The organism is Flavobacterium sp. DG2-3 (assembly GCF_030730925.1).
Taxonomy (GTDB): Bacteria; Bacteroidota; Bacteroidia; order Flavobacteriales; family Flavobacteriaceae; genus Flavobacterium.
This window is the reverse complement of record NZ_JAVAMB010000009.1, coordinates 13,013-38,767: the sequence shown is the minus strand read 5'-3', so window position 1 is coordinate 38,767 and position 25,755 is coordinate 13,013. Positions and strand designations below refer to the sequence as shown.

General features: G+C 32.4%; 23 protein-coding genes. 15 read left to right on the top strand and 8 right to left on the bottom strand.

Annotated elements, in window-relative coordinates; translation table 11 throughout:
* Positions 1–4 precede the first annotated feature (4 nt).
* From Q9Q97_RS13815 to Q9Q97_RS13765, 11 genes are all read left to right on the top strand, one after another.
* Entirely contained in the window at positions 5–1,438 is a 1,434-nt protein-coding gene (locus Q9Q97_RS13815; protein ID WP_306158006.1) for an MBOAT family protein, read from the top strand.
* Positions 1,438–2,319, top strand: a complete 882-nt coding sequence (locus Q9Q97_RS13810; protein WP_306158003.1) for a hypothetical protein — start codon at positions 1,438–1,440, stop codon at positions 2,317–2,319. Before Q9Q97_RS13815 ends, Q9Q97_RS13810 begins: the two co-directional genes overlap by 1 nt.
* A complete protein-coding gene (locus Q9Q97_RS13805; protein ID WP_371878218.1) occupies positions 2,319–3,470 on the top strand; it encodes a glycosyltransferase family 4 protein in 1,152 nt (383 codons plus the stop codon). The genes Q9Q97_RS13810 and Q9Q97_RS13805 overlap by 1 nt, the downstream gene beginning before the upstream one ends.
* 8 nt (positions 3,471–3,478) lie before the next feature.
* Positions 3,479–5,038 (top strand): glycosyltransferase family 2 protein, encoded by a 1,560-nt coding sequence (locus tag Q9Q97_RS13800; RefSeq protein WP_306158001.1) that lies wholly within the window; start codon positions 3,479–3,481, stop codon positions 5,036–5,038.
* A complete protein-coding gene (locus Q9Q97_RS13795; protein ID WP_306157999.1) occupies positions 5,035–6,654 on the top strand; it encodes a hypothetical protein in 1,620 nt (539 codons plus the stop codon). Before Q9Q97_RS13800 ends, Q9Q97_RS13795 begins: the two co-directional genes overlap by 4 nt.
* Positions 6,655–6,661: 7 nt before the next feature.
* Entirely contained in the window at positions 6,662–7,531 is an 870-nt protein-coding gene (locus tag Q9Q97_RS13790) for a hypothetical protein (RefSeq protein ID WP_306157997.1), read from the top strand.
* A gap of 11 nt (positions 7,532–7,542) precedes the next feature.
* A complete protein-coding gene (locus tag Q9Q97_RS13785) occupies positions 7,543–8,565 on the top strand; it encodes a glycosyltransferase family 2 protein (RefSeq protein WP_306157995.1) in 1,023 nt (340 codons plus the stop codon).
* Complete coding sequence (locus Q9Q97_RS13780) at positions 8,565–9,677, top strand: glycosyltransferase (protein ID WP_306157993.1); 1,113 nt, start codon at positions 8,565–8,567, stop codon at positions 9,675–9,677. The genes Q9Q97_RS13785 and Q9Q97_RS13780 overlap by 1 nt, the downstream gene beginning before the upstream one ends.
* A 2-nt stretch (positions 9,678–9,679) precedes the next feature.
* Complete coding sequence (locus tag Q9Q97_RS13775; protein ID WP_306157991.1) at positions 9,680–10,750, top strand: glycosyltransferase; 1,071 nt, start codon at positions 9,680–9,682, stop codon at positions 10,748–10,750.
* Positions 10,751–10,776: 26 nt separating this feature from the next.
* A complete protein-coding gene (locus Q9Q97_RS13770; protein WP_306157989.1) occupies positions 10,777–12,117 on the top strand; it encodes an O-antigen ligase family protein in 1,341 nt (446 codons plus the stop codon).
* Between the two features lie 65 nt (positions 12,118–12,182).
* Positions 12,183–13,577: a sugar transferase gene (locus Q9Q97_RS13765; RefSeq protein ID WP_306157987.1), complete on the top strand. Its 1,395-nt coding sequence runs from the start codon at positions 12,183–12,185 to the stop codon at positions 13,575–13,577.
* Positions 13,578–13,587: 10 nt separating this feature from the next.
* Here Q9Q97_RS13765 and Q9Q97_RS13760 read toward each other — a convergent pair whose 3' ends face one another.
* Entirely contained in the window at positions 13,588–14,715 is a 1,128-nt protein-coding gene (locus Q9Q97_RS13760) for a DUF4105 domain-containing protein (protein WP_306157985.1), read from the bottom strand.
* Positions 14,716–14,750: 35 nt separating this feature from the next.
* The gene (locus Q9Q97_RS13755) at positions 14,751–15,734 is read right to left on the bottom strand and encodes a PorV/PorQ family protein (RefSeq protein WP_306158386.1); all 984 of its coding nucleotides are present in this window, start codon (positions 15,732–15,734) and stop codon (positions 14,751–14,753) included.
* Between the two features lie 276 nt (positions 15,735–16,010).
* Here Q9Q97_RS13755 and Q9Q97_RS13750 point away from each other — a divergent pair, with 276 nt between their 5' ends.
* Both Q9Q97_RS13750 and Q9Q97_RS13745 read left to right on the top strand, forming a co-directional pair.
* Complete coding sequence (locus tag Q9Q97_RS13750; RefSeq protein ID WP_306157982.1) at positions 16,011–16,721, top strand: phosphatidylcholine/phosphatidylserine synthase; 711 nt, start codon at positions 16,011–16,013, stop codon at positions 16,719–16,721.
* A 9-nt stretch (positions 16,722–16,730) separates the two neighbouring features.
* The gene (locus Q9Q97_RS13745; RefSeq protein WP_306157980.1) at positions 16,731–17,585 is read left to right on the top strand and encodes a glycoside hydrolase family 25 protein; all 855 of its coding nucleotides are present in this window, start codon (positions 16,731–16,733) and stop codon (positions 17,583–17,585) included.
* A gap of 51 nt (positions 17,586–17,636) precedes the next feature.
* Here the strand turns inward: Q9Q97_RS13745 and Q9Q97_RS13740 are convergent, their stop codons facing one another.
* From Q9Q97_RS13740 to Q9Q97_RS13720, 5 genes are all read right to left on the bottom strand, one after another.
* A complete protein-coding gene (locus Q9Q97_RS13740; protein WP_306157978.1) occupies positions 17,637–17,861 on the bottom strand; it encodes a DUF5808 domain-containing protein in 225 nt (74 codons plus the stop codon).
* A 94-nt stretch (positions 17,862–17,955) separates the two neighbouring features.
* Positions 17,956–18,696, bottom strand: a complete 741-nt coding sequence (gene lptB / locus Q9Q97_RS13735; RefSeq protein ID WP_026982881.1) for an LPS export ABC transporter ATP-binding protein — start codon at positions 18,694–18,696, stop codon at positions 17,956–17,958.
* 138 nt (positions 18,697–18,834) lie between these two features.
* Entirely contained in the window at positions 18,835–19,188 is a 354-nt protein-coding gene (locus Q9Q97_RS13730; RefSeq protein WP_306157973.1) for a carboxymuconolactone decarboxylase family protein, read from the bottom strand.
* Complete coding sequence (gene tatC, locus Q9Q97_RS13725) at positions 19,181–19,996, bottom strand: twin-arginine translocase subunit TatC (RefSeq protein WP_306157970.1); 816 nt, start codon at positions 19,994–19,996, stop codon at positions 19,181–19,183. Before tatC ends, Q9Q97_RS13730 begins: the two co-directional genes overlap by 8 nt.
* The gene (locus tag Q9Q97_RS13720; protein ID WP_306157968.1) at positions 19,996–20,961 is read right to left on the bottom strand and encodes an SIS domain-containing protein; all 966 of its coding nucleotides are present in this window, start codon (positions 20,959–20,961) and stop codon (positions 19,996–19,998) included. The genes tatC and Q9Q97_RS13720 overlap by 1 nt, the downstream gene beginning before the upstream one ends.
* Before the next feature lie 86 nt (positions 20,962–21,047).
* Between Q9Q97_RS13720 and recQ the strand changes: the two genes are divergently transcribed.
* Positions 21,048–23,243, top strand: coding sequence for a DNA helicase RecQ (gene recQ, locus Q9Q97_RS13715; RefSeq protein ID WP_306157966.1), 2,196 nt, complete (start codon positions 21,048–21,050; stop codon positions 23,241–23,243).
* Positions 23,244–23,391: 148 nt separating this feature from the next.
* Here recQ and Q9Q97_RS13710 read toward each other — a convergent pair whose 3' ends face one another.
* A complete protein-coding gene (locus tag Q9Q97_RS13710) occupies positions 23,392–23,631 on the bottom strand; it encodes a hypothetical protein (protein ID WP_306157964.1) in 240 nt (79 codons plus the stop codon).
* Between the two features lie 521 nt (positions 23,632–24,152).
* Here Q9Q97_RS13710 and Q9Q97_RS13705 point away from each other — a divergent pair.
* Entirely contained in the window at positions 24,153–25,712 is a 1,560-nt protein-coding gene (locus Q9Q97_RS13705) for an NAD(P)/FAD-dependent oxidoreductase (RefSeq protein WP_306157961.1), read from the top strand.
* Positions 25,713–25,755: the final 43 nt, after the last annotated feature.

The following is a 25,755-nucleotide window of genomic DNA, read 5'->3' as shown; positions in this document are numbered from 1 at the left end:
ATTTATGTTCTTTAATTCGTTGGCTTTTGCCATCTTTTTGCCAATTGTTTTTTTTCTGTATTGGTTCGTTTTCAATAAAAACAAAAGCACTCAAAATGCATTATTAATTGTAGCAAGTTACTATTTCTATTCCTGTTGGGATTGGAGATTTCTGTTCTTGTTGGTTTTCTCAACATTTCTGGATTATTTTACCGGAATCCAAATTGAAAAAAGTGATTCTGATAAAGGAAGAAAATTTTGGTTTTGGCTGAGTATTTTAGTCAATTTAGGATTTTTAGGAATCTTTAAATACTATAATTTCTTTGCCAGTTCTTTTGCAGAAATGTTTACCTCTTTTAGGTTTAAAGCCAGTCCGATTTTGCTGGATGTTATTTTACCAGTCGGAATTTCTTTCTATACTTTCCACGGATTGTCTTATGTAATTGACATTTATTATAAAAGAATAAAAGCCGAATATAATTTTATAGATTATTCATTATTTGTGAGTTACTTTCCTCTTCTGGTTGCAGGGCCGATTGAGAGAGCAACGCACTTATTGCCAGAATTAAAAGAAAAGCGGGAGTTTGATTTTGAAAAAGCAAAACAAGGAGTTTGTCAGATAGTTTGGGGATTAGTAAAAAAAGTGGTTATAGCAGATACTTGTGCGGTCTACGCCAATGCAATTTTTGACCATTATCAATCCATGAATTCTTTATCACTGATTTTAGGCGCCATTTATTTCGCTTTTCAGATTTATGGAGACTTTTCCGGATATTCAGATATGGCGCTTGGAGTTTCGAAATTGTTTGGTTTAGATTTATTGAGAAACTTCAATTATCCTTATTTCTCAAGAGATATTGCCGAGTTTTGGCGTCGCTGGCATATTTCGCTTTCTTCCTGGTTTCGCGATTATTTATACATTCCGTTGGGCGGAAGTAAAGGCGGACTGTGGATGAAAATTAGAAATACATTTATCATTTTTCTTGTTAGTGGTTTTTGGCATGGAGCCAATTGGACTTACATCGTCTGGGGATTTATAAATGCAGTTTATTTTCTGCCCTTGTTACTTTCAAACAATAACAGAAATAACATGGATTCAATTGTTTTAAAATGGGATCTGGATTCTGTAAAAGTATTGTTTAGCATTCTTACTACTTTTTTACTGACTTGCGTGGCTTGGGTATTTTTTAGAGCCAGAACAATTACAGATGCAGTATTATATTTAAAAAGGATTTTTACAGATAATAAGTTTGCTTCGCAGTATTTAGAAAATGAACGTTACAATTATGAATTATTATTAATGATTGGTTTGTTTGTTTTGGTTGAGTGGAATAATCGAACGAAAGAAGAACCAATTTCCGGAAAAAGAAATATGTTTAAAATGGCTTTAGCAATTCTTGCCATCATTGCTTTTGGAACATATTCAGATTATAAAGAATTTATTTATTTCCAATTTTAATGAAAAAGTTTATACGTTACATATTTTTAATTTTTGTAGTAGTAGTTCTGATTGCGGTTCTCCTTGACGTAGTCTATACTTATGTATTTTTACAGTCTAAAAATCGTGGGAAAATTGAAACTGTTTTCAATTCTTCAGCAAAAAAATACGATGTCGTTATTCTTGGTTCTTCAAGAGCAAATAATCATTTTGTTTCGCAAATGTTTGAAGATAAAGGAATCAAAACATTTAACTACGGAATGAGTGGCGGCCATTTATTTGAAGCTTCGTTAATGTTAAAATTGATGCTGGAAAGAAAGTACGAAATCAAAAATGTAATTCTTGAAGCCGATTTGAATCTTTCCAACGATCATCAGGCAGAAGGTATCTCAGCATTATTTTTGCCATATATTCACAACTCATCAATAATTAAAAATCACTTCAAAAATGAAAGTGATTTTAAAGAATTATACTATATCCCGTTTTACAGATATATTAAGTATCAAACTAAAATTGGAGTTAGAGAAGTTTTTTTTACCGGAATTGAGAAGAAAACTACATCACTGTATAATTTAGGTTACTATCCGTTAGAAAAACATAAAAATGGCAATATGAAAAATAACATTATCAATCTTAATCCATTGCCACACAATAAATATTACGAAGAAATTAAAAGTCTTTGCAAAAAACACAATATCAACTTTATTGCTGTTATGACTCCAATGTGCAAAAATGTTGTTGGAATGAATTATTTTGCGAAGGTTAAAAAAGCTTATCCCGAAATTTATAATTATGAAAATACGGTTATTGATGATAAGTATTTTTCTTCCTGCGGGCATATGACAGATGAAGGGGCAAAGTTGTTTACATCCAGAATAGTTAAAGACTTTTTTAATAAATAATGATGCATATCGCTTTTTTAACCCCAGAATTCCCACACGAAAAAGTTAAACATGCTGCCGGAATAGGTACCAGTATAAAAAATCTGGCCATTTCTTTGGCGAAAGAAGGTGTAAATGTTTCTGTTTTTATTTATGGTCAGAATACCCATGAAATTATTGTGGAAGACGGGATTAAAATACATTTAATTAAGAAAAGAGATTATAGATTTTTAAGCTGGTTTTTCCAAAGAAAATATATTGAGAATTATTGTAACGAAGTATCTAAGAAAGAAAAAATAGATTTAATTGAAGCCCCTGACTGGACGGGAATAACCGCTTTGATGAATTTTAAAATTCCGCTTATAATTCGTTTTCACGGAAGTGATGCTTACTTCTGTCATTTAGAAAACAGAAAACAAAAGCGTAAAAATTTCTGGTTTGAAAAAATTGCTATAAACGGAGCAAAAGCATTTATTGCTCCGACCAAGTTTGCCGGAGATGTTTCTAAACAACTTTTTAACATAAAAAGAAAAGAAATCAAAACTATTCATTACGGTTTAAATCTTGAGAACTTTGAGAATGAAACACCAAAGGAATTTGAAAAAGATCTGATTTTATATATTGGCACTTTAATTAGAAAAAAAGGAGTTTTAGAACTTCCTGAAATTTTTAATAAAGTGCGTAAAGATTTCCCGAATGCCAAATTAGTTTTAATTGGTGGCGACGCACCCGATTTAAAAACGAATTCAAAATCTACATGGGAATTAATACAGAATTTATTCCAGGATGATTTAAATAATGTAGAATATTTGGGTAAGATTCCCTACAGCGAAGTTCAAAATTATATTAAAAAAGCAAATGTATGCGTGTTTCCTACTTTCGCAGAAACTTTAGGAATGGTGACGATTGAGTCTATGGCAATGCAAAAATCAGTTGTAAATAGTAATATTGGATGGTCTCAGGAATTAATTGCAGATGAAGAAACTGGTTTTCTGGTTTATCCCTCCAATCATGATTTGTACGTAGCAAGAATAAAACAAGTTTTAAGGGATAATATTTTGGCACAGAAAATTGGTGAAGCAGCCAGAAAAAGTGTAGAAGAAAAATTTGATATTAAAAAATTAGTTCTTGAAAATATCACTTTTTATCAAAGTATTTTAAATAAGAAATAATCAAGAAAGTGATAATCGTTTATCATCAGAATAATAAAGTAGTTGAGGTTAACTTTCAAGGAGAAAATATCCCATTTTCCCTAGAAAGTGTAGCGTATAATTTATTTCAGATTGCTGAAAAATATTCAGATGAACTTATAATTTGGTGCCGGCTGGATTTAAAATCAAATTTAAATCAGTCAAAAATTCAGGATGTTTTTCATCACAAAAAAATAATGGCTTCTTATAATTTATCCGAAAACCATTTTTTGCCTGATGCAATCGAATATGTCGACGAATCACTTTTTTTAAATGTAAAAAAAGACGTTTGTTATCCGACATGGTTAATGAGTGGTGATGTTGGAGGAATTCATGCTTCGGTTTTAAATCTTTTAAGAAATAAAATCAAAGAAGATTTCAGTTTTAATTATTTTCTTGTTTCATTGGCAAAGCTTGCAATGTTATGTGGGCTTTTATGTTATTCTGAGCCGTTACTGGTAAAAGATACTTCAAAAGTTCTTACTAAGAAAAAAAGTAGTAATTATTTAGTTTTTCGTTTTGTAAAACAACATTACAAAACAGGCTGGGTTTTCTTATTGTTTTTGAATCTGTTTTTATGCGAAAGTAAGTTTGCTCTTCTTCCTTTAATTACGAGTTTTGGCTTTAGAAAAAGAAGCTTAAAAGAAAATGTACTGGATGATATTTTGATTCAGTCTGCTAAAAAAGTAACCGATAAAAAGACGACAGATGTGATTATTCCAACTATCGCAAGAAAAAAATATTTGTATGATGTTTTAAAAGATTTGTCAAAACAGACTCATTTGCCGAAAAACGTTATCATAATTGAACAAAATCCGAATTTAAATAGCAGTTCAGAACTCGATTATTTACAAAAAGAATTTTGGCCTTTTCAAATAAAACATACGTTTACACATCAGACAGGAGCCTGTAATGCCAGAAATTTGGCTCTCGCAGAGACTGAAAGTGAATGGGTTTTTATGGCAGATGATGATATACGAATTCAGGATACATTTTTGAAAGAAGCTTTTGAACTTATAGAGAATGATGGTACAGAACAGGTCACTTTCGGTTGTTATGAACCAGGATATTTAGAAAGCAAAAAAGAGAAGCAAAAAACACAATGGGACAGTTTTGGATCAGGTTGTAGCATAGTAAAATCTGTAAATTTAAAATCAGTTTCGTATAATCTTAGTTTTGAGCATGGTTACGGTGAAGACAGCGATTATGGAGCACAATTAAGAAATTTAGGTTTTGATATTCTCTTTTCAACTAAACCTGAAATTACTCATCTTAAAGCGCCTGTAGGCGGTTTTAGATCGAAACCTGTTTTGGCCTGGGCACATGATGTAATTCAGCCGAAACCTTCTCCAACCGTTATGCTTTATAAAATTTTGCATTTAAAGAAAAAACAACTATACGGCTATAAAACGGTACTTTTCTTAAAATTTTATAAAGTTCAGAATATTAAAAATCCAATAAAGTATTTCTTTAATTTTTGCAAACAGTGGGAAGCCAGCTTATTTTGGGCAGAACAATTAAAAAATAAATCTAAAAAGAATATCAATTGATAAAATCCATTTCAATAAAAAAGGAATCAATTAAGGAAAATTTTATTTTTGATGAAAATCAAAAGCATAAAATAATAATTGATCTGGATAAATTAGATTTTTCAAATGTTAATTCTTTTGATATTGAAATTGTATTTAACCAGCCTATTTTACAATTTAGAAATCATGATTATGAATGGGTAAATTGTGACGTCAACAGAATTGCAAACGAATTTTGTCCTAAAATTATAAAGCTTCAGAACGGACAACTTATACAGGCTAATATAACTCCTGGAATTTGGGAAATAACCAGAAAAAAATCAAATGTTTTGCTTTGGCGTTTTAATCCTGAATTTGCAGCATCTTTGACTAATTATACGAAAAATTCCAATCAAAAAAAGATAGTTAAAAGCAATCAAAAGTTCAGTTTTATTGAAAATCCGGCGCTTTTATTTCCTGACAATTATGCTCTTGAATTTAGTAGATCCAAATATCCCTTTACTGCGATTGCTTGTTTTACAGATCATTGTGATTTTGATACTACTGAAAATTTAGAATTACAAAGAACTTTTTTTAAAGAGAATAATATAAAAGTAACAAAAGGTTTTTTTCTAAATCATTTTTCAAAACGCGCAGAAAATGCTTCATTTCAGAATGATAAAGAAGAATTGCTGAAATGGAAAGCAGACGAACACGAATTATGTTATCATTCTTTATCACAGTCAATTAAGCCTGAAAAAGAAAGTTATGAAGATTTCATTCAATTTAAACCGCCTTTAGAAGATTTGAAAGTTTGGATTGATCACGGATTTCAGCCGTATAATTTTTCTCTTTTAGAAAAGAATATTTTTAATGAAAAGGACTATGGAAGCATTTTAGACGAGAAAGAAATTAGTGTTCTTTGGAATTATATAGATTCGGGGACATCTTCAGAAGGCGTAATAAATCAATTAAATAGATTGCATTTTACGCTGAAAAGTTTTTTAAAAGGAAATAAAAATCTTCCTTTTGTGAAAAAGCTGCAGTTAATGATTAAAAATATTATTTTTCATTATTACAATGATGAAAATTTAATTCTGAAATATAAAAATACTGCCGGTAATTTTAAAAAAGTATTTCTTCAGAGAAAAATAAAATCTATTTTTCCTCTTTTTAAAGATTCTTTTGGTCTTGCAGCTTCAATTTTTTCGGTTGTTTTATTTTGGGCAAAAGCTAAAAATAAACCATATAAATTAGCAAAATATTCACCGTTGCTATTTAAACATACCATTGGTGAAAAAGAGTTTTATATTTTTCAGACTTTGGAAATGCTTGATTTTAAAAAATCATTATCAGAGAATAATTTAAATTCAATTATTAAAGAGAAAGGGGTTTTTATTGCACATACTTATTTTTCAGTTCCAATGGAATATCACACTGGAAGAATGTTTTCTGATTCTTATACGATTGATCCAATAGTTTCAGAGAAGTTTAAATTATTAGGAGAGAAAATTAAAAATCAGGAAATCTGGAACCCGACTCTTTCGGAGTTAATCGAATATTGGTCTAATTTTGAAAAAATAGTTTTAGACATAAAGTCGGATGGGAGTATATATTTGAAAGTAGACACAGTATTGAAAATGAGACAATTAATTTAAAAAGTAAATGAATCATAAAATAAAAACGGCATTGTTTAAAACATTGACTTTATTACCAAATAAAGTTGATGATTATTGTTACCATAAAATTCAAAGTTTTTTTGATAAATCTACTTTAGAGAATCGTTTAAATAGTGTTGAACCAACTTATTTGAGGCTTTTAAAAGTTTTGTCTGATTTAAATTTTGATTTGAAAGATAAAACAATTTTTGAATTAGGATCAGGTTGGTTTCCTGCAATGCCTTATTTTTTTAAATATAAATTTGGTGTAAAAAGTGTTATTACTGTTGATATAAACCAGCATTTTAAAAAAGAAACTATTCTAAAAATCAATAAACTTTTTTCTAATAAATATGGGAAGGAAATTGTTTCTGATTTAAAAAATGAATACGGACTTCCGGCAGAAATTAATTATAAGCCTAATTATAATGGGGTTTTAAATGATTTTCCAAATGTAGATTTTGTTTTCTCCAGATATGTTTTGTCTCACATGAATGAAAATGATGTTGACGCATTGCATGAAAAAATGAAAAAACAACTAAAAAAAGGTACTCTTGTAGCACATTTTATTTCGCCAAGTGATTTAAGACAACATGGCGACAGTACTTTATCACTTCAGGATTTTTTAAGATACAGTAAAGAAGAGTGGAGCAGGATTCGTACAAAATTTGATTATCACAACAGGTTCAGATTGCCCCAGTTTATCGAAATCTTTAAAAAATATGATTTCGAAATATTACATTTAGATTATGAAAGTCTCGAAGTTGGAAGTAAAAGATACGAGTTATTTAAAAAAGTTAAACTTCACGAAGATTTTACAAAATATTCTGATGATGAATTAACGGCCGGAAATATTCTGGTAGTTCTTAAAGTTTAGTATTAAAATTTATGCAATTTTCATTAATACTTTGTACATACATGCGTCCTCAGCCTTTGCTGAGTTTACTTCAGTCAGTTAAAAATCAGACGTTATATCCTGATGAAATTTTAATTATTGATGGCTCGACAAATGATGAAACAGAAAGTCTTTTAAAAAATAATAGTTTTAAAAATTTAAAATATATAAGAGTAAGCGATGAAAATCGTGGGTTGACTAAACAACGCAATTTCGGAATTTCTAAACTAAATGGTGGTTCAGAAATTATATGTTTTCTGGATGACGACACTGTTCTGGAATCCAACTATTTTGAAGAAATTATTAAGACATTTCAAAATAATTCAGAAGTAACAGGAGTAGGAGGTGTTGCCATAAACGAAAATAAATGGAAAATTCAGGAAGAAGGAAAAAATTATAATACGAAGAAATATTATTTGTTTGAAGAATATTTTTATCCTGAAGGTTTAAGAAATATCGCTCGCAATTATTTTGGTTTAGCTTCCAATTTAGGTCCCGGAAAAATGCCTGATTATTCTCATGGAAGAACATGTGGCTTTCCTCTGACCGGAAAAACATATGAAGTAGATTTGTTGATTGGAATGTCGATGGCTTTTAGAAAAAAAATATTCGATAAAATAAAATTTTCAAAATTTTTTGAAGGTTACGGTTTATATGAAGATGCTGACTTTAGTTTAAGAGCACTGCAGTTTGGGAAAAATGTAATTAATACCAATGCAAAACTAAATCATTTTCATGACCCTGCCGGTAGACCAAACCAATTTAAATATGGAAAAATGGTGGTTAGAAATGGTTGGTACGTCTGGAGGATAAAAAATCCGAAACCGGATTTGAGAGCAAGATTAAAATGGAACGCTATTACTATTTTGCTAACTTTAATAAGATTCAGTAACATAATAACAGAAAAAAATAAAAAAGCGCCTTTAACGGAATATCTAGGAAGAGTATTTGGGTGGTGGAGCTTATTATTTAATAAACCAAATACTGCACTAAAAAAATTGACAACAGAACAATAATGAAGTTTGCAATCATAACTCATGTAAATCATATTCAGCACGAAATTGAATATTTTGGATATGCTCCATATATTCATGAAATGAATATATGGCTGAAGTATGTGGACGAAGTAATTATTGTTGCTCCATTAAAAATAGGTCGGCCCACTCAGATCGATATTTCCTATCAACATAAAAATATAGATTTTAGGAAAGTTCCTGATTTTAGTTTTACCAATGTAAAAAATATTTTCAGTTCAATATTTAAACTTCCAATTATTATCTGGAATATTTTCTCGGTGATCAAAGCTGCAGATCATATTCATCTGCGATGTCCGGGAAATATGGGGTTAATAGGATGTGTCATTCAGATTTTCTTTCCGAAAAAAAGAAAAACTGCAAAATATGCCGGTAATTGGGATCCTAAGAGTAAACAGCCATGGACTTATAAACTACAAAAATATATTCTGAATAATACATTTTTGACTAAGAATATTGAGGTACTAGCTTACGGAGAATGGAACGGGCAATCTAAAAATATAAAATCTTTTTTTACCGCTACTTATCCAGAATCTGAAAAGGAAAATATAGAGAAAAGAAGATTTGAAGATGGAGTTAAATTTATTTTTGTTGGAAGTTTAGTTACAGGTAAAAATCCGATGTATGCCATACAACTTGTAGAGCAATTAATAAAAAAAGGCTATAATATTACCTTAGATTTATATGGCGAAGGAGAACAAAGATTTTCTTTACAAACTTACTTTGAAAAGAATAACCTTAAAAAGCAAATTATTTTAAAGGGAAATCAAAATAAAGGAATACTAAAAGAGGCTTTCAAACAAAGTCATTTCGTAATATTGCCATCAAAAAGCGAAGGCTGGCCAAAAGCAATTGCAGAAGGTATGTTTTGGGGAGCTCTGCCTATTGCAACAGCGGTTTCATGCGTTCCATTTATGCTGGATTATGGAAAAAGGGGAACCTTATTGCATATGGATTTAGAAAAAGATTTAGAACAGCTTATTTCAATTATAAAAAATGAGGACGATTTTAGATCTAAAAGCCAATTAGCACAAAAGTGGTCTCAAAATTTTACCACAGAACTTTTTGAAACTGAAATAAAAACATTACTTTAAAAATGAGGATTGTTCAGATTATTGATTCTTTAGAGACCGGAGGCGCAGAAAAGATGGCCGTTAATTATGCCAACGCACTTGCAGACAGAATCGAATTCTCGGGTTTAATTACAACTCGTAAAGAAGGAATGTTAAAGTCTCATCTTAATAAAAATGTATCTTATTTATTTTTAAAAAGAAATTCAGGGATAGATTTGAAAGCTGTTTTCAAATTGAGAAGTTATCTTCAAAGAAATAAAATTCAAATTATTCATGCGCACAGTTCTTCTTTTTTTATTGCAGTTTTAGCTAAGTTTACAAGGCCAAAGACTAAAATTATCTGGCATGATCATTATGGTATTTCGCAAGATTTAAAAGTTAGAAAAAATATAATTCTCAAATTTGTTTCCTTATTGTTTTCAGGTACTATTTCGGTTAATCTATCACTTCAGAAATGGGCGGAAAGTTATTTGAAATGCAAAAAGATAGTATATCTTCCTAATTTTGTTGAGCTGTCAACACCAGCCTCAGCGCCTTCTCTATTGAAGGGAGAAAATAACAAAAGAATAATTTGTGTTGCAAATTTACGCCCACAAAAAAATCACGAATTATTAATTGAAGGAGCTTCTCACATTCATAAAAAATTTCCGGACTGGACATTTCATTTAATGGGAAAAGATTTTAATGATCACTATAGTGCAAAATTAGTTAGTAAAGTAAAAGAACTTAATCTCGATGGAACCATTTTTTTTTATGGAGCTTTAGAAAATACTCACGATCTGCTAAAACAATGTCAGATTGGAGTTTTAACTTCAGTTTCAGAGGGACTTCCATTGGCAGTTCTGGAATATGGTCTTGCTGGTTTGCCAGTTGTTGCGACAAATGTAGGAGAGATTTCAGGAATTATATATTCAAATAAAGCAGGTATTTTGATAGAATCAAATAATTTAGATCAGTTTGTAAATTCAGTTCAAAAATTGATTCAGGAAACAGATACGCGTAAAGAAATGGGAGATCATTTAAAATCCTTTGTCGAAAACAATTTTGGAAAAGATTTAATTTTAAGCAACTATCTATCATGGTTAAATCTTTAAGTACTTTTGTGAAAATAATAAATTAAATGAACAACATAAAGCTTAGTTATTTCGCATTAATAATTTTCCATGCATTAATTGCATTGATCATTTTTTTTGCACCATTTATATCCAAGATTTATGCTTTGTTAATTCCTGTAATTGGATTTGTACTTGTTTATAAAAATAAAAATAAGAATCAGGAAGTACTTTACGTTAGCGCTTATTTAGTTGGAGTAGAGGTTTTTTTACGAATGACTGGAGGTAATTTTAATAACGAGTACGTAAAGTTTTCAGTTATATTTTTTATGTTTTTAGGAATGTTCTACAGTAACTTTTCTAAAAATGGTTTTATTTATTTGTTTTTTTTGCTTTTGTTGTTACCGGGTATTTTCATGACGGTTTATAATGCAAGTATTGAAACAGATGTTAAAAAAGTTTTATTCTTTAACTTATCAGGCCCTGTTTGTTTGGGTATAGCTACAATCTATACGTTTCAACGTAGAATTTCTTTTAGTGGTCTTCAAAATATTTTACTTTGCATAGGGTTTCCAATCATTACCACAACAGTTTATCTTTTTTTATATAATCCAAGTGTTAAAGATGTTATTACGGGTACACAGTCAAATTATGAGACATCCGGAGGTTTTGGTCCTAATCAGGTGTCAACCATTTTAGGTTTAGGAATATTTGTTTTTTTTACACAATTAATATTATTTTCAAAATCTAAGATTACATTATTGATAAATGGTGCTCTGTTTATTTTTATATCTTATAGAGGTATTGTGACTTTTTCTAGAGGTGGAGTGTTTACTGCTATAGCTATGATTATATGTTTGCTATTTTTGCTATATAGAAATTCTAATGCAAAAGGCAGGAGTAAATTTGTTTTAGTCTTTATTATGACTGGAGTTATGGCAACCTGTATTTGGACATATTCTTCTATACAAACCTATGGGATGATAGAAAAGAGATACGCTAATCAGGATGCACGAGGAAGAGAAAAAAAAGATCGATTAGGTGGTCGTGAAGAAATTATGGGTGAAGAACTGCAGGTTTTTTATAAAAACCCGATATTAGGAATTGGGGCAGGAATGGGAAAAGAAGTCCGAAAAGAAACCTTTGGAGAAGAAGCCGCCTCTCATAATGAGATTACGCGTATGATTAGTGAGCATGGTTTGTTTGGAATCTTAGGACTTATATTATTGGGTTTAGTTCCATTGGTATCATATTTAAATAATAAACAGCATCTTTATTTCTTTTCATTTTACGTTTTTTGGCTTCTAACAATTAACCATGCAGCAATGCGAACAGCCGCCCCAGCCTTTGTATACGCATTGTGCCTCCTTTCTGTCCAAATAAAAATTCCCGAAGAAACAGAAAATTAACAGATTAGTTATATTTTTTTGCGATACATTTGCTCTGCCCAATAACCAAATTTAAACCTACAGTGATGTCATCAAAAAAGAAAATGCATTTCGAAATTTCGGAGAGGAAAATATTGCTTCTTTCTTTCGATGCTGTTTTTATCTTATCTGCTTTATATCTACTAAGCTTAATATTTAATTATCATTACTTCGATTTTGATGTCCATAGTTCGTTAAGCATTCTTCTGCTTATAGGCTATCTTTACATTTTTGGCGTAATATTCGAAATTTATAATTTGCAAGTTGCAAGCAATCATCTTCAGATTCTGCAAAATGTTGTTTTTACTGCCACAGTCACTGTTTTAGCTTATTTATTCACGCCAATACTTTCCCCTGTTCTTCCAAAACAAAGGTTAATTATATTAATATTCTACTTTACAATATTAATTACACTTTTAGCATGGCGATTATTTTACTGTTATTTTCTAGCTTCTCATCGATTCTCACAAAATGTGGTTTTGATTTGTGGTCAAAGTGAAGTCGAACGATTAGTTTTAGGACTTGAAAATGTTGATCCGCATTATAAAATTATTGGTTTTGTAAACTCCGACTCTATTGCAGAAGAAAATTTAGATTTTCATTATGTGAAAGAAATAAAAAAGGAGGATTTAGAGCATTTTGTTTCTACACACAATGTCTCGGAGATTATTATTGCATCACAAAAAACTGATGGTATTACTTCAGATTTGTACCAGCAGTTACTTCATTTGCTAGAAAAAGGAAATATTATTAGAGAATATACTCAGGTTTACGAGAGCAAAACGCAGCGAATTCCTGTTCATTATATAGAAAGAGACTTTTATAGGTTTTTCCCTTTTAGTAGAAGCAATAATAACAAACTCTATTTGTTTTTTACTCGACTGATTGAAATCGTCTTTTCTGTTTTAGGTCTTTTAGTTTCTCTAGTTTTCGCCCCGATAATTTTTATTTGTAACATCTTCGCCAATAAAGGAAGCCTTTTTTATACGCAGGAAAGAGTAGGTAAAAACGGAGTGGTTTTCGAAATCTATAAGTTTAGAACCATGACAGAGAATTCAGAAACCAATGGAGCTGTTTTTGCTGTTCATAATGATAAAAGAGTTACGCCTTTCGGGAAATTTATGCGTAAAACTAGAATTGACGAACTTCCACAATTCATCAATATTTTAAAAGGAGATATGGCTGTAATTGGCCCGAGACCTGAGCGTCCTTTTTTTGTTGAAGAAATTGCCGCTGTAATGCCTTTTTATGAAACGCGCCATGTGATTAAACCGGGGCTTACAGGTTGGGCACAGGTCAATTATTCATACGGAGAATCAATCGACGAAAGTTTGATTAAACTTCAATATGATTTGTACTATATCAAGCACAGAAGTGTTTTTCTTGATTTAAGCATCACTTTCAAAACTATTACGACAGTTCTGTTTTACAGAGGTCAGTAATTTTAGATTATTATCGGGATTGGTCTTTTGTTGCGGATTGCTGTTCGTACAGAACTACTCCGCTTGTAATGATTAATGGTAACGTGATAAAGAAATGTGCTTTGTTAATCAAAAACAAAAAGTAAATTACTAAAAGTACAAAGTTGATTAGCGAAAATCTATAAGTCCATAATTTGTTTTTGAAAATGGAGAACAAAACTAAAACCAATAAAAGAGGACTAAATAATAGAACATTATAATTCATTGCCAGTTCTTGGTGAAAAGAGTAAAATCCCATAATAACGAAGAATATTCCAATTAATGATAGAATCGAAAAATAGATTTTATCAACTGTTTTGTTTCTTGCAAAGATTACAAAAAGCAAGATGAAGAGATACGTGTAAATGTTGTTCCACCAAGATTTTGGTGTTTCTTTTGTGAACTCTAATAGTGTTTTGCTTTTTGCCGCCAATGGTTTATTTTGAAAAGTAGTTTTGTCTAAACTGTTTTTCAATTCAAATGGAAGAAAAATTCTTGTTCCCATTTGATCGACTTTTGTTCCAAAAATAATACTGGTTCCCAACTGATCATAGAAATGACCGTCAAAGTAAGGGAAGAGAATAGAACGATAAGTTTTGTCTGTATCGTCTTTTTTTACAATCACATTTCCGCCTAAAGTTTTATTCACAACATCAACGACCATAGAGGTGCAGTTTTTATCAATGAATTTATAAGTATAGTAACGCTCTTCAGAATCTAAAACAGCGTTTAATTGATCAAAAAGTTTTTGCTTTAAATCTTGAGAAATCAGTAATTCCTGCTCATAAATGCTTCTCTTCTCATAGGTATATTCGTTGAAAAAATCGGCATACGAATGCACGGTTGCAAAATATTGTAAATCTCCTTTTGCAAATTTCATTACGAAATTAGGCGTTCTAAAATCAAAAGTTCCATAATTGTAAACAACATCAAAGTTGTTTCCAGGATCTAAAACTCTAATTCCCGTATGCCCAAAATAAGAATACGTTTCATTTCCCAATCCGCAGGTCAAAATACTTACTTTAGCATCTTTAGATAAAGCTAGACTTTGGCTAAAACCAATAAAACTGGATAAGAATAATAAAGTAAAAAGTGCTTTTTTGAACATGACAGTTTTCATGATTTAAAATTTTAATGTTTTATGGTTTTAAATAATTATCTAAAGATACCCAAATCTACTTTCAAGGAAAAAATATTAGAATACAATGCCGTGCTTTGATTTCCTAAATCGGTTAGAGCGTAATCAATTTGTATGCCTTTATACCTAAAGCCTAAACCAATATTAGGCTGAAAATTTACTTTTTCAGTATTGTCCAATTGTGTTACATTTTGGAAATTCCCTGCACCTGCGCGTACGAAGACCAAATCGGTATAGCCAAACTCAAACCCTAGAGCTGGGTCTATACTTACTACTTTTGATGAAATAATATCATTCGTCTGCTCAAAACGCATATTTAAATTTGCAGAAGTTACAAGACTGCATTCGTTATGAAAATCAAATCTTTTTGAAACTCCCAATTGTGCTTTTGGCAATGTTATTTCTGTATTTTCTGGCAACTCATTATTTTCTCCCGGAATCGCATTGGCAATTTTAGCATATTCTTCTTCGTCAATATTCCAAACGTTGTAAGTTGTGGTTATATCGCGAAGCATTAAACCAAATTTCCAGTCATTTCTTTCAAACTGAAGTCCGACATCAAATCCAAATCCCCACGAATTGGCAAATTTTCCAATTACTCTTCGAATCACTTTTGCATTTACACCATATTGAAATCCTTCGATAGGAAGTTCTCTCGCATAAGAAAAAGTAAAACCATAATCTGCAGTAGAAAACAGCCTGATTCTATTGTAATCGATGTTTCCTTGGCTGTCGATTAATTGCGTAGTGTCCATAATGTCGTCTACTCCAAAACGAATCATCGAAATTCCCCAAGCACTTCTGTCATCAATCGGGCTTGCGTAGCCTATGTAATCGTATTGGGCAATATTGGCAAAATAACTGGCGTGCATTAAAGCAATCTGATGATCTTCCAGATGTGTCAAACCTGCCGGATTCCAGTAAACAGAATTTACATCAGTGGTAGAAGCAGTTACGGCACTTGCCATTCCGAGAGCAGCGGCATCGACTCCAATATTCATAAATTCATTCGAATATTTTCGAACGGTTTGCGCATACTGAAAAGTACAACTCCAAAAGAATAAAAACACTAAATATTTCTTCAACGTATATGTTTTTGCAGATCGAGGCCTGTTTTTAAATTTTTATCAAAAATATAATATTTTACTCATCTAATAAGTTCCTTTGCTTAAATATTCCCAAAGTCGTATTTAGAAATAAAAAACTCTCTAAAAAACTCGTTTTGCATCCAGTTATTATACTAAATTTGTTCTCTGCCATTATCAAAAAATAAAGCTATGAATATTAAAAAGCACATTCCAAACCTAATTACATTAATTAATCTTTTCTGCGGCTGCGTTGCAATTGTTTATGTTTCCGAAAATAATTATCTAATGGCTTTTTATATGGTTTGCTTGGGAATCTTTTTTGATTTCTTTGATGGCTTTTTTGCCAGATTATTTAAAGTTTCTAGCCCGCTTGGATTGCAGTTGGATTCTTTGGCAGATATGGTAACAAGTGGAGTAACTCCAGGATATGTAATGTACAGCATGTTTACCAATAGCGCGCACGAACTAGGCACTCACCCAGCAATTCCATTTTTAGGATTTATCATCACTTTAGGATCTTGTTATCGTTTGGCTAATTTTAATATCGATACGCGCCAGACAGATTCTTTTATTGGATTGCCAACTCCAGCAAACGCCTTATTTATTTTAAGTCTTCCTTTGGTTATTTCGTTTTCAGATTCTTTGATGATTTTGGAAATTTTAACTAATCAATGGGTTTTACTGATAATAACAGTATGCAGTGCTTATATTTTAAATGCTGAGATTCCGCTGTTTTCTTTAAAAATTAAAAAATTCAGTTTTAAAGAAAATACACTTCAAATTGTGTTTCTGATTATTTCGGTACTAATGGTTGTTTTGCTTCAATATACTGCGATTCCGTTGATTATTGCTTTTTATGTGTTGTTGTCTATTATCAATAATCTGTTTCTGAAAAAGTAATTTTGTTGAATGGCAAGAAAAACGACTTATCGTAAAACATATTCAAGAAAACCCGCTGGAAGATCTTTTTTGAGCAGAGTTTTTCGTTCCCTTTTATTGATTTTTTTCGGACTTATATTCATTGGGATAATTTATCATTATCGCAAAGGAATTGCCTATTATTTAGGTTTTAAAACAGAAAAAGTTCTGGAAGAAGATGGGGTTGATAAACACCTTTCGGATGTGCGAAATATTCGAGTTCTCGAAAATCATAAAGGAAAAGTAATCGGAATTGACGTTTCTGAATTTCAAGGAAAAGTCGATTGGGAAGAAGTCGAAATCTTGGATGAAAAATATCCTGTTCAATTTGTTTTTATTCGTGCTACTGCTGGAAATGACCGTGTTGACAGGCAATTCAAGAGAAACTGGGAAGGCGCTAAGGAAAATAAAATCATGCGCGGTGCTTACCACTATTATCGACCAAACGAAAATTCTATCGAACAGGCCGATCTTTTTATCAAAACAGTAAAATTGCAAAAAGGAGATCTTCCTCCTGTTTTAGATATCGAAAAATTGCCTAAAAATCAGTCTTTAGATAGTTTAAAAGTGGGATTGAAACGCTGGTTGAATAAAGTTGAAAAACATTATCAAGTTCGTCCGATTATTTATTCGGGAGAAAGATATTATTCCGATTTTTTGAAAGAAGAATTTAGCGATTATCTTTTCTGGATCGCCAATTATAATTTCTACAGAGAAAAAATTGAAGACGACTGGCTATTTTGGCAGTTTACAGAAAAAGCCTCTTTGCCTGGAATAAAACACCGTGTTGATGTTAATATTTATAATGGAGATCTAGAACAATTGCATTTTATCACAGTAGAATAGTGTTCAGTGCTCAGGTTTTTAGTGTTCAGTTTTAAACTGATACTAAGGGTATTATTTTAAAAGTTGAGATAGCGGAATTAATGCGAGAATTGCAATAAGGATTAAAACCGAGTAAGGATTTGCAAAATTGACTGTCCATCCCATCCATTTTATTTTTTTTGGAGGAAGAAGCCTTTTGTCTTTTGGATTGAAATAAATCGAATTCAAAAGAAACCAATTCTTGGGATCTTTGTGCCAATTGTCGTAATCTTCCTGAGTTGGTTTTTCTGATTTCATCTTTTTAAATTACTTTGAAAAAAAGTATTCAGTGGTCAGTTTTTAAGTAATCAGTATGACTGACCACTAAAAAACTGACCACTGCTCACTAAAATCAAAACTCCAATTTCTTCTTACGAAGCTCGAAGTTTTGTCCAAGGTAAACGCGACGAACCATTTCGTCTTCTACCAATTCTTCTGGAATTCCTGCTTTAAGAATTCCTCCCTCGAACATTAAATATGTTTTATCAGTGATGGCTAATGTTTCCTGAACGTTGTGATCGGTAATTAAGATTCCGATATTTTTATTTTTTAATTGTGCTACAATTCTTTGAATATCCTCAACCGCAACAGGGTCAACTCCAGCAAAAGGCTCATCCAATAAAATAAACTTTGGATCGGTTGCCAATGCGCGCGCGATCTCTGTACGACGACGCTCACCTCCAGAAAGTAAATCGCCTCGGTTGGTGCGAATATGCTCTAAACTGAATTCTTCTATTAAACTTTCCATTTTAGCGATTTGCTCTTCTTTAGAAAGTTTGGTCAATTGTAAAACGCTTAGGATGTTATCTTCGATACTTAATTTTCTGAAAACAGAAGCTTCTTGCGCCAAATACCCAATTCCTTGCTGTGCACGTTTGTACATTGGGTAATCGGTAATATTCAAATCATCAAGATAAATGTTTCCTTGATTTGGTTTTACCAATCCCACAATCATGTAAAAAGACGTTGTTTTTCCAGCTCCATTTGGACCTAAAAGTCCCACAATTTCTCCTTGATTTACTTCAACAGAAATTCCTTTTACAACACTTCGTCCTTTGTATGTTTTTATTAAATTATCGGCTCTTAGCTTCATTTGTTTAATTAGATAATGTGTCAATTTGATAATGAGATAATTGCTTATCTCTTTGGCAAAATAAGATAAAATAAATTAATCCATTAAATCAATTAACATAACATGTTGAATTATCTAATTGACTAATTTTCAAATTATCTAATTCCCAGCTTGTTCTTCAAGAGCTTCCCAGAATTCGTAAGCTCTTCTTAAATGAGGAATTACAATTGTTCCGCCAACAAGAGTTGCGATTCCCATTGCTTCCATCATTTCTTCTTTAGAAACGCCTTCTTTATAACTGGTTTCTAAATGGTATTTTACACAGTCGTCACATCTTAAAACAGTAGATGCAACAAGGCCTAAAAGTTCTTTTGTTTTTACATCAAGAGCGCCTTCAGCATAAGCATTGGTGTCAAGATTAAAAATTCGCTTTACAATTTTGTTATTGTCAGCAAGCAGTTTTTCGTTCATTTTAGAACGATAGTCGTTAAATTCTTGAACTATATCAGACATTTTCTTTTAATTTATTTCTATAAACAATTTTCGAAATCAGAATACTTACTTCGTAAATAATAAGCATTGGAATTGCAACAATAGTTTGACTTACAACATCTGGAGGTGTTACGATAGCGGCAACAATTAAAATAATTACAACGGCATATTTCCAATATTTTCTTAAAAATTCAGGAGTTACAAGTCCTAATTTAGTCAAGAAATAAATGATGATCGGAAGCTCAAAGAATAATCCACTTGCTAGAACGCTCGTTTTAACCATTCCCATATACGATTCAATAGTAAACTGATTTACTACCATTTTGCTCACAGAGAAAGTAGCGACGAAGTTCACAGACATCGGAATCACGACAAAGTAGCCAAATATTACTCCTAAAAAGAAAAGCATTGAAGAAGAGAAGATAAATAACTTTGCATTTTTACGCTCTTTCTCATACAACGCTGGACTTATAAATTTCCATACTTCATAAAGAATATAAGGGAAACTTGTGATAAAACCGACCAAAAGACACATCCAAACGAAGATATTGACCTGACCTTCCATTTCTGTGTTCTGAATTATAAAATTCAATTCGGTAATACAAATGCTGTCAGCAAATCCCAATTGATGAGATAAATCGCAAAACCATACATAAGTAAAAAATGAAGGTTTTGTCGGTGCCAGTATTATTTCGTCAAATAAATAATCACTAAAAAAATAAGTCACAATTCCCATTATGATAATTGCAATTGTGCTTCTAACCAATAACCATCTTAATTCTTCAAGATGATCCAAAAATGACATCTCGCCAAGATTTTTCTTTGCCATTATACTATTCCTTCTTTTAAAATGTCATGTAAATGTAAAACTCCTTTGTATTCTCCATTGTCTGCAACGATAAGTTGTGTAATGGAAAAATCTTCTAAAATATTTAATGCGTCAACCGCCATAGTTTCAGACGAAACTACTTTTGGGTTTTTAGACATAATATCTCTTGCTGTTAAGTCAGCGATAGAATCTCTGTCGTTAAGCATTCTTCTGATGTCTCCATCCGTAATAATTCCAACAATTTTATTGTCTTCAATTACTGCAGTTACACCTAATCTTTTTTCTGAAATTTCAAAAATTGCTTTTTTAATTGAAGTGTCTGGTGTAACACTTGGTTTTAAGGAATGCTCGATCATGTCTTTTACACGTAATAAAAGCTTTTTGCCTAATGCGCCGCCTGGATGATAAACTGCAAAATCTTCAGGTTTAAAATCACGCATTTCCATTAAACAGACTGCAAGAGCGTCTCCCATAACAAGTTGCGCTGTAGTGCTGTTTGTTGGCGCTAGATTAATCGGGCATGCTTCTACTGTAACGGTAGTGTTTAAAACATAATCTGATCCTTTTGCTAAAAAAGAAGTTACATTTCCTGTAATAGCGATTAAAGTGTTTCCGAATCTTTTTAATAAAGGAACCAAAACTTTAATTTCAGGGCTGTTTCCACTTTTAGAAATACAGATAATGACATCATCATTTTGTATCATTCCTAAATCGCCGTGAATTGCTTCAGCCGCATGTAAAAACATAGAAGGAGTTCCAGTTGAATTAAAAGTGGCAACCATTTTTTGCGCAATGATGGCGCTTTTTCCTATCCCAGTTACGATTAAACGGCCTTTAGTTTTGTATATGTGTTGGACAGCTTCGTAAAAATTTTCGTCCAAAAAATCAATTAGTTTTGTAATTGCTTCACTTTCAGAGAGTATTGTTTTCTTGGCAATCGCCAATATATTTTCTTTTGTGATCAAAACAGAATATTTAAAATTTGTATGTATAAAAGAAAGTTGTATCTTTATGTGTTGCAAATTTATACAAAATACAGTTAATATAGAGAATGAATTCAAATGAAATTGAAATACATAAAGAATTAAAGAAGTATTTCGGCTTTAGCCAATTTAAAGGCTTGCAGGAGCAAGTCATTACGAGTATTTTAGGTAAAACCAATACATTCGTAATTATGCCGACCGGTGGTGGAAAGTCTCTTTGTTACCAATTACCGGCTTTAATTCAAGAAGGAACAGCAATAGTTGTTTCTCCTTTAATTGCTTTGATGAAAAATCAGGTTGACGCAATTCGAAGCCTTTCGTCTGAAAATGGAATTGCACATGTATTAAATTCCTCTCTAACTAAAACGGAAATTGCTCAGGTCAAGAAAGATATCACTTCTGGATTGACCAAACTTTTGTATGTCGCCCCAGAATCATTGACAAAAGAAGAATATGTGGCTTTTTTACAAAGTGTTCCAATTTCTTTTGTTGCCATTGATGAAGCACACTGTATCTCAGAATGGGGACATGACTTTAGGCCAGAGTACAGAAATCTGAGAAACATAATTAAGCAGCTCGGGAAAGTGCCAATTATTGGTCTTACCGCGACAGCAACTCCAAAAGTTCAGGAAGACATCCTGAAAAACCTTGACATGGCTGATGCCAATACTTTTAAAGCATCATTCAACAGACCGAACTTGTATTATGAAGTTCGAACAAAAACAAAAAACATTGAGTCGGATATTATTCGATTTATCAAACAGCATAAAGGCAAATCTGGAATTATTTACTGCTTAAGCCGGAAAAAAGTAGAATCGATTGCCGAAGTTTTACAAGTAAACGGAATCAGCGCTGTACCTTATCACGCAGGTTTAGATGCTAAAACTCGTGCCAAACATCAGGATATGTTCTTGATGGAAGACGTAGATGTGGTGGTGGCAACCATCGCATTCGGAATGGGAATTGATAAACCAGACGTTCGATTTGTAATTCACCATGATATTCCAAAATCACTAGAAAGTTATTACCAGGAAACGGGTCGTGCAGGACGTGATGGAGGAGAAGGGCATTGCTTGGCTTACTACTCTTATAAGGATGTAGAGAAGCTGGAGAAATTTATGTCTGGAAAACCAGTTGCCGAACAAGAAATTGGTTTTGCGCTTTTACAGGAAGTTGTGGCTTACGCCGAAACCTCGATGTCGCGTAGAAAATTCTTGCTGCATTATTTTGGTGAAGAATTTGACAGCGAAAATGGCGAAGGTGCTGATATGGACGACAACGTTCGTAATCCGAAACATAAAGTGGAAGCGAAAGAACAAGTGGTTAAACTGCTTGAAATTGTTCGCGATACTAAACATATCTACAAATCAAAAGAAATTGTATTTACTTTAATCGGCCGTATCAATGCGGTTATTAAAGCACATAAAACCGATACTCAACCTTATTTTGGTTCAGGATCTGATCATGACGAAAAATATTGGATGGCCTTATTAAGACAGGTTTTGGTAACTGGACTATTGTCAAAAGATATTGAAACTTACGGTGTGATTAAAATTACGCAGGAAGGTTTAGATTTTATCAAAAATCCAGTGTCGTTCATGATGTCTGAAGATCACGAATACACAGAAGCAGACGACGAAACAATTGTAACTGGAGGAAAATCTTCTGGAACTGCAGATGAAGTCTTAACAGGAATGCTTCGTGAACTTCGTAAAAAAGTGGCTAAAAAATTGGGAGTTCCGCCATTCGTAGTTTTCCAAGATCCTTCTATTGAAGATATGGCTTTAAAATATCCGATAACCATACAAGAATTATATAACATTCATGGTGTTGGTGAAGGAAAAGCTAAAAAATACGGAAGTGAATTTGTGGCTTTAATCAGCCGTTATGTTGAGGACAACGATATTATTCGCCCAGACGATTTAGTTGTAAAATCTACAGGAGTAAATTCTGCCAACAAATTATATATTATTCAGAATATTGATAGAAAACTGCCGTTAAGTGATATCGCTTCCGCGAAAGGACTTTCTATGGATGCCTTGATCAAAGAAATGGAACAGATCGTATATTCTGGAACAAAATTAAACATCAAATATTGGCTAGACGATATTTTAGATGACGATCAACAGGAAGAAATTCACGATTACTTCATGGAATCTGAATCGGATAAAATAGAAGATGCTCTTAAAGAATTTGATGGCGATTACGATATTGACGAATTGCGTTTAATGCGTATTAAGTTTATTAGCGAAGTCGCAAATTAAATTCCAATGTTTTAAATTCCAAATTCCAAAATAACGGAATGTAAAATATAAATTCCAAATTCCAATTGCTTCATCAACTTGGAATTTGGAATTTTTTTATTTGGAATTTTCCCAAAGGTTGGAATTTGGAATTTAAAATATTGAAATTTTACTCCGTATAAACTTCCCCTCGATGCGGTTTCAAAGCATCTCTTACCTGAATCATATTTTGTTCTTCGACAACCATAAAGGCTGTTGCGTGCATATCGTTTACAATTGAAAAGCCAGTTATATTTAAAGGAAGTTTTTCAATAGCTATATATTCTTTCAAATGAATTTCGTGATGTTCGGCAGTTTTGGCAGAAGCAGGTCCGCGGAAATCCCAAATTAGGTTTATTTTTCTAGACATTTTTTTTTGTAAAGGTTCTAAGTGACAAAGATACAAAGTCTTTCTTAAAGGTTCTAAGGTTCTGAGATGCTGAGGTTCTAAGGTTTTTTCTGTAGAGGCGTATCGCAGTGCGTCTAATGTATTGTGGATATTCGTTGCGTAGACTCACTGCGGTGCGTCTCTACGACATTCTTTGTGTGAGAAATCTCCAAAATCTCCAAAATCTGCGAGAGAAAAAAACAATTTGCTCGCAAAGGAGAAAAGTTTTTCGTTGATTTAAAAATTTTATTATCATCCCGATATTCGTTGCGTAGACGCACTGCAGTGCGTCTATACGATATGCTTTGTGTAAAAGAAATCTTTTTAATCCAAATAATCTGTGGCTAAAAAATAAATAGCAATGATTTTAAAACGATAAAATCTGCTTCGATAAGTGTAAATCTGCATGCAAATTTTACACTAAATATAAAATCTCATTTCAAAATAGTACTTTTGCATGTTCTTTTCATAGAAAGAAAAGCTAATAGAATAAAAACACAAAAATGCCTAAAGAACTTTTACTTCAAGTTACACCAGAAATTGCTGCAAACGAATCATTGCTAAAAGACCATTTGTCTAAGCAGATTAAAGTTTCTGTACAAGAAATTCAGCATGTTTCGATTTTAAAACGCTCTATCGACGCACGTCAAAAAGCAATTAAAATCAATTTGAAAGTTCTTATTTATTTAAAAGGCGAACCTTTTCAAGAAACCAAAATTGATCTACCTATATATAAGGATGTTTCCAATGCGCAAGAAGTTATTGTGGTTGGAGCAGGTCCAGCTGGACTTTTTGCCGCTTTGCAATTAATTGAATTGGGTTTAAAGCCAATTGTACTTGAACGCGGAAAAGATGTTCGCGGACGCCGTCGTGATTTAAAAGCAATCAATCGTGAGCATATTGTAAACGAAGATTCAAATTATTGTTTTGGCGAAGGAGGGGCAGGAACGTATTCTGATGGAAAGTTGTATACGCGTTCTAAAAAGCGTGGAGATGTAACAAGAATTTTAGAACTTTTAGTCGCTTTTGGAGCCTCAGAAGATATTTTGGTAGAAGCGCATCCGCATATCGGGACAAACAAACTTCCTAAAATTATTGAAGACATCAGAAATAAAATCAGGGAATTTGGAGGTCAGGTTTTGTTTGAAACTCGAGTAAGCGATATTTTAGTTAAGAATAATGAAGTTGAGGGAATCCTAACTCAAAACGGAGATAAAATTCACGCCAATAAATTGATTTTGGCAACGGGACATTCGGCGCGTGATATTTTTGAATTATTAGATAAAAAGAAAATTTTAATAGAAGCAAAACCTTTTGCTTTGGGAGTTCGTGCAGAACATGCTCAGGAATTAATTGACAGCATTCAATATAGCTGTGATTTCCGCGGAGAGCATTTGCCACCAGCACCCTATTCAATTGTAAAACAAGTCAACGGCCGCGGAATGTACTCATTCTGTATGTGTCCAGGTGGTGTAATTGCACCTTGCGCTACAAGTCCAGGCGAAGTGGTTACCAATGGTTGGTCGCCTTCAAAGCGAGATCAGTCAACAGCAAATTCTGGAATTGTGGTCGAATTGAAATTGGAAGATTTTAAACCTTTTGCAAAATTTGGCGCTTTGGCTGGAATGGAATTTCAAAAAAGCATCGAACAAAAAGCGTGGCATTTGGCGGGCGAGACTCAAAAAGTTCCAGCTCAGCGAATGATCGATTTTACAAAAAGTAAAGTTTCAGCAGATATTCCAAAAACTTCTTATGTTCCGGGAACGACTTCGGTTGAATTAGGACAGGTTTTTCCAGGATTTTTAACTCAGATTATGCGTCAGGGATTTCAGGATTTTGGAAAATCTATGCGTGGTTATTTAACAAATGAAGCAATTCTGCATGCGCCAGAAAGCAGGACTTCATCGCCAGTAAGAATTCCGAGAGATCCGATGACTTTAGAGCATTTGCAAATCAAAGGTTTATATCCTTGTGGAGAAGGCGCAGGTTATGCGGGCGGAATTATTTCTGCTGCAATCGATGGTGAAAAATGTGCCTTAATGATCGCGGAATCCTTGAAATAATTGGCTTCGGGTTTTTTGGTCTGGTAAAGATTGTTATCTTAGT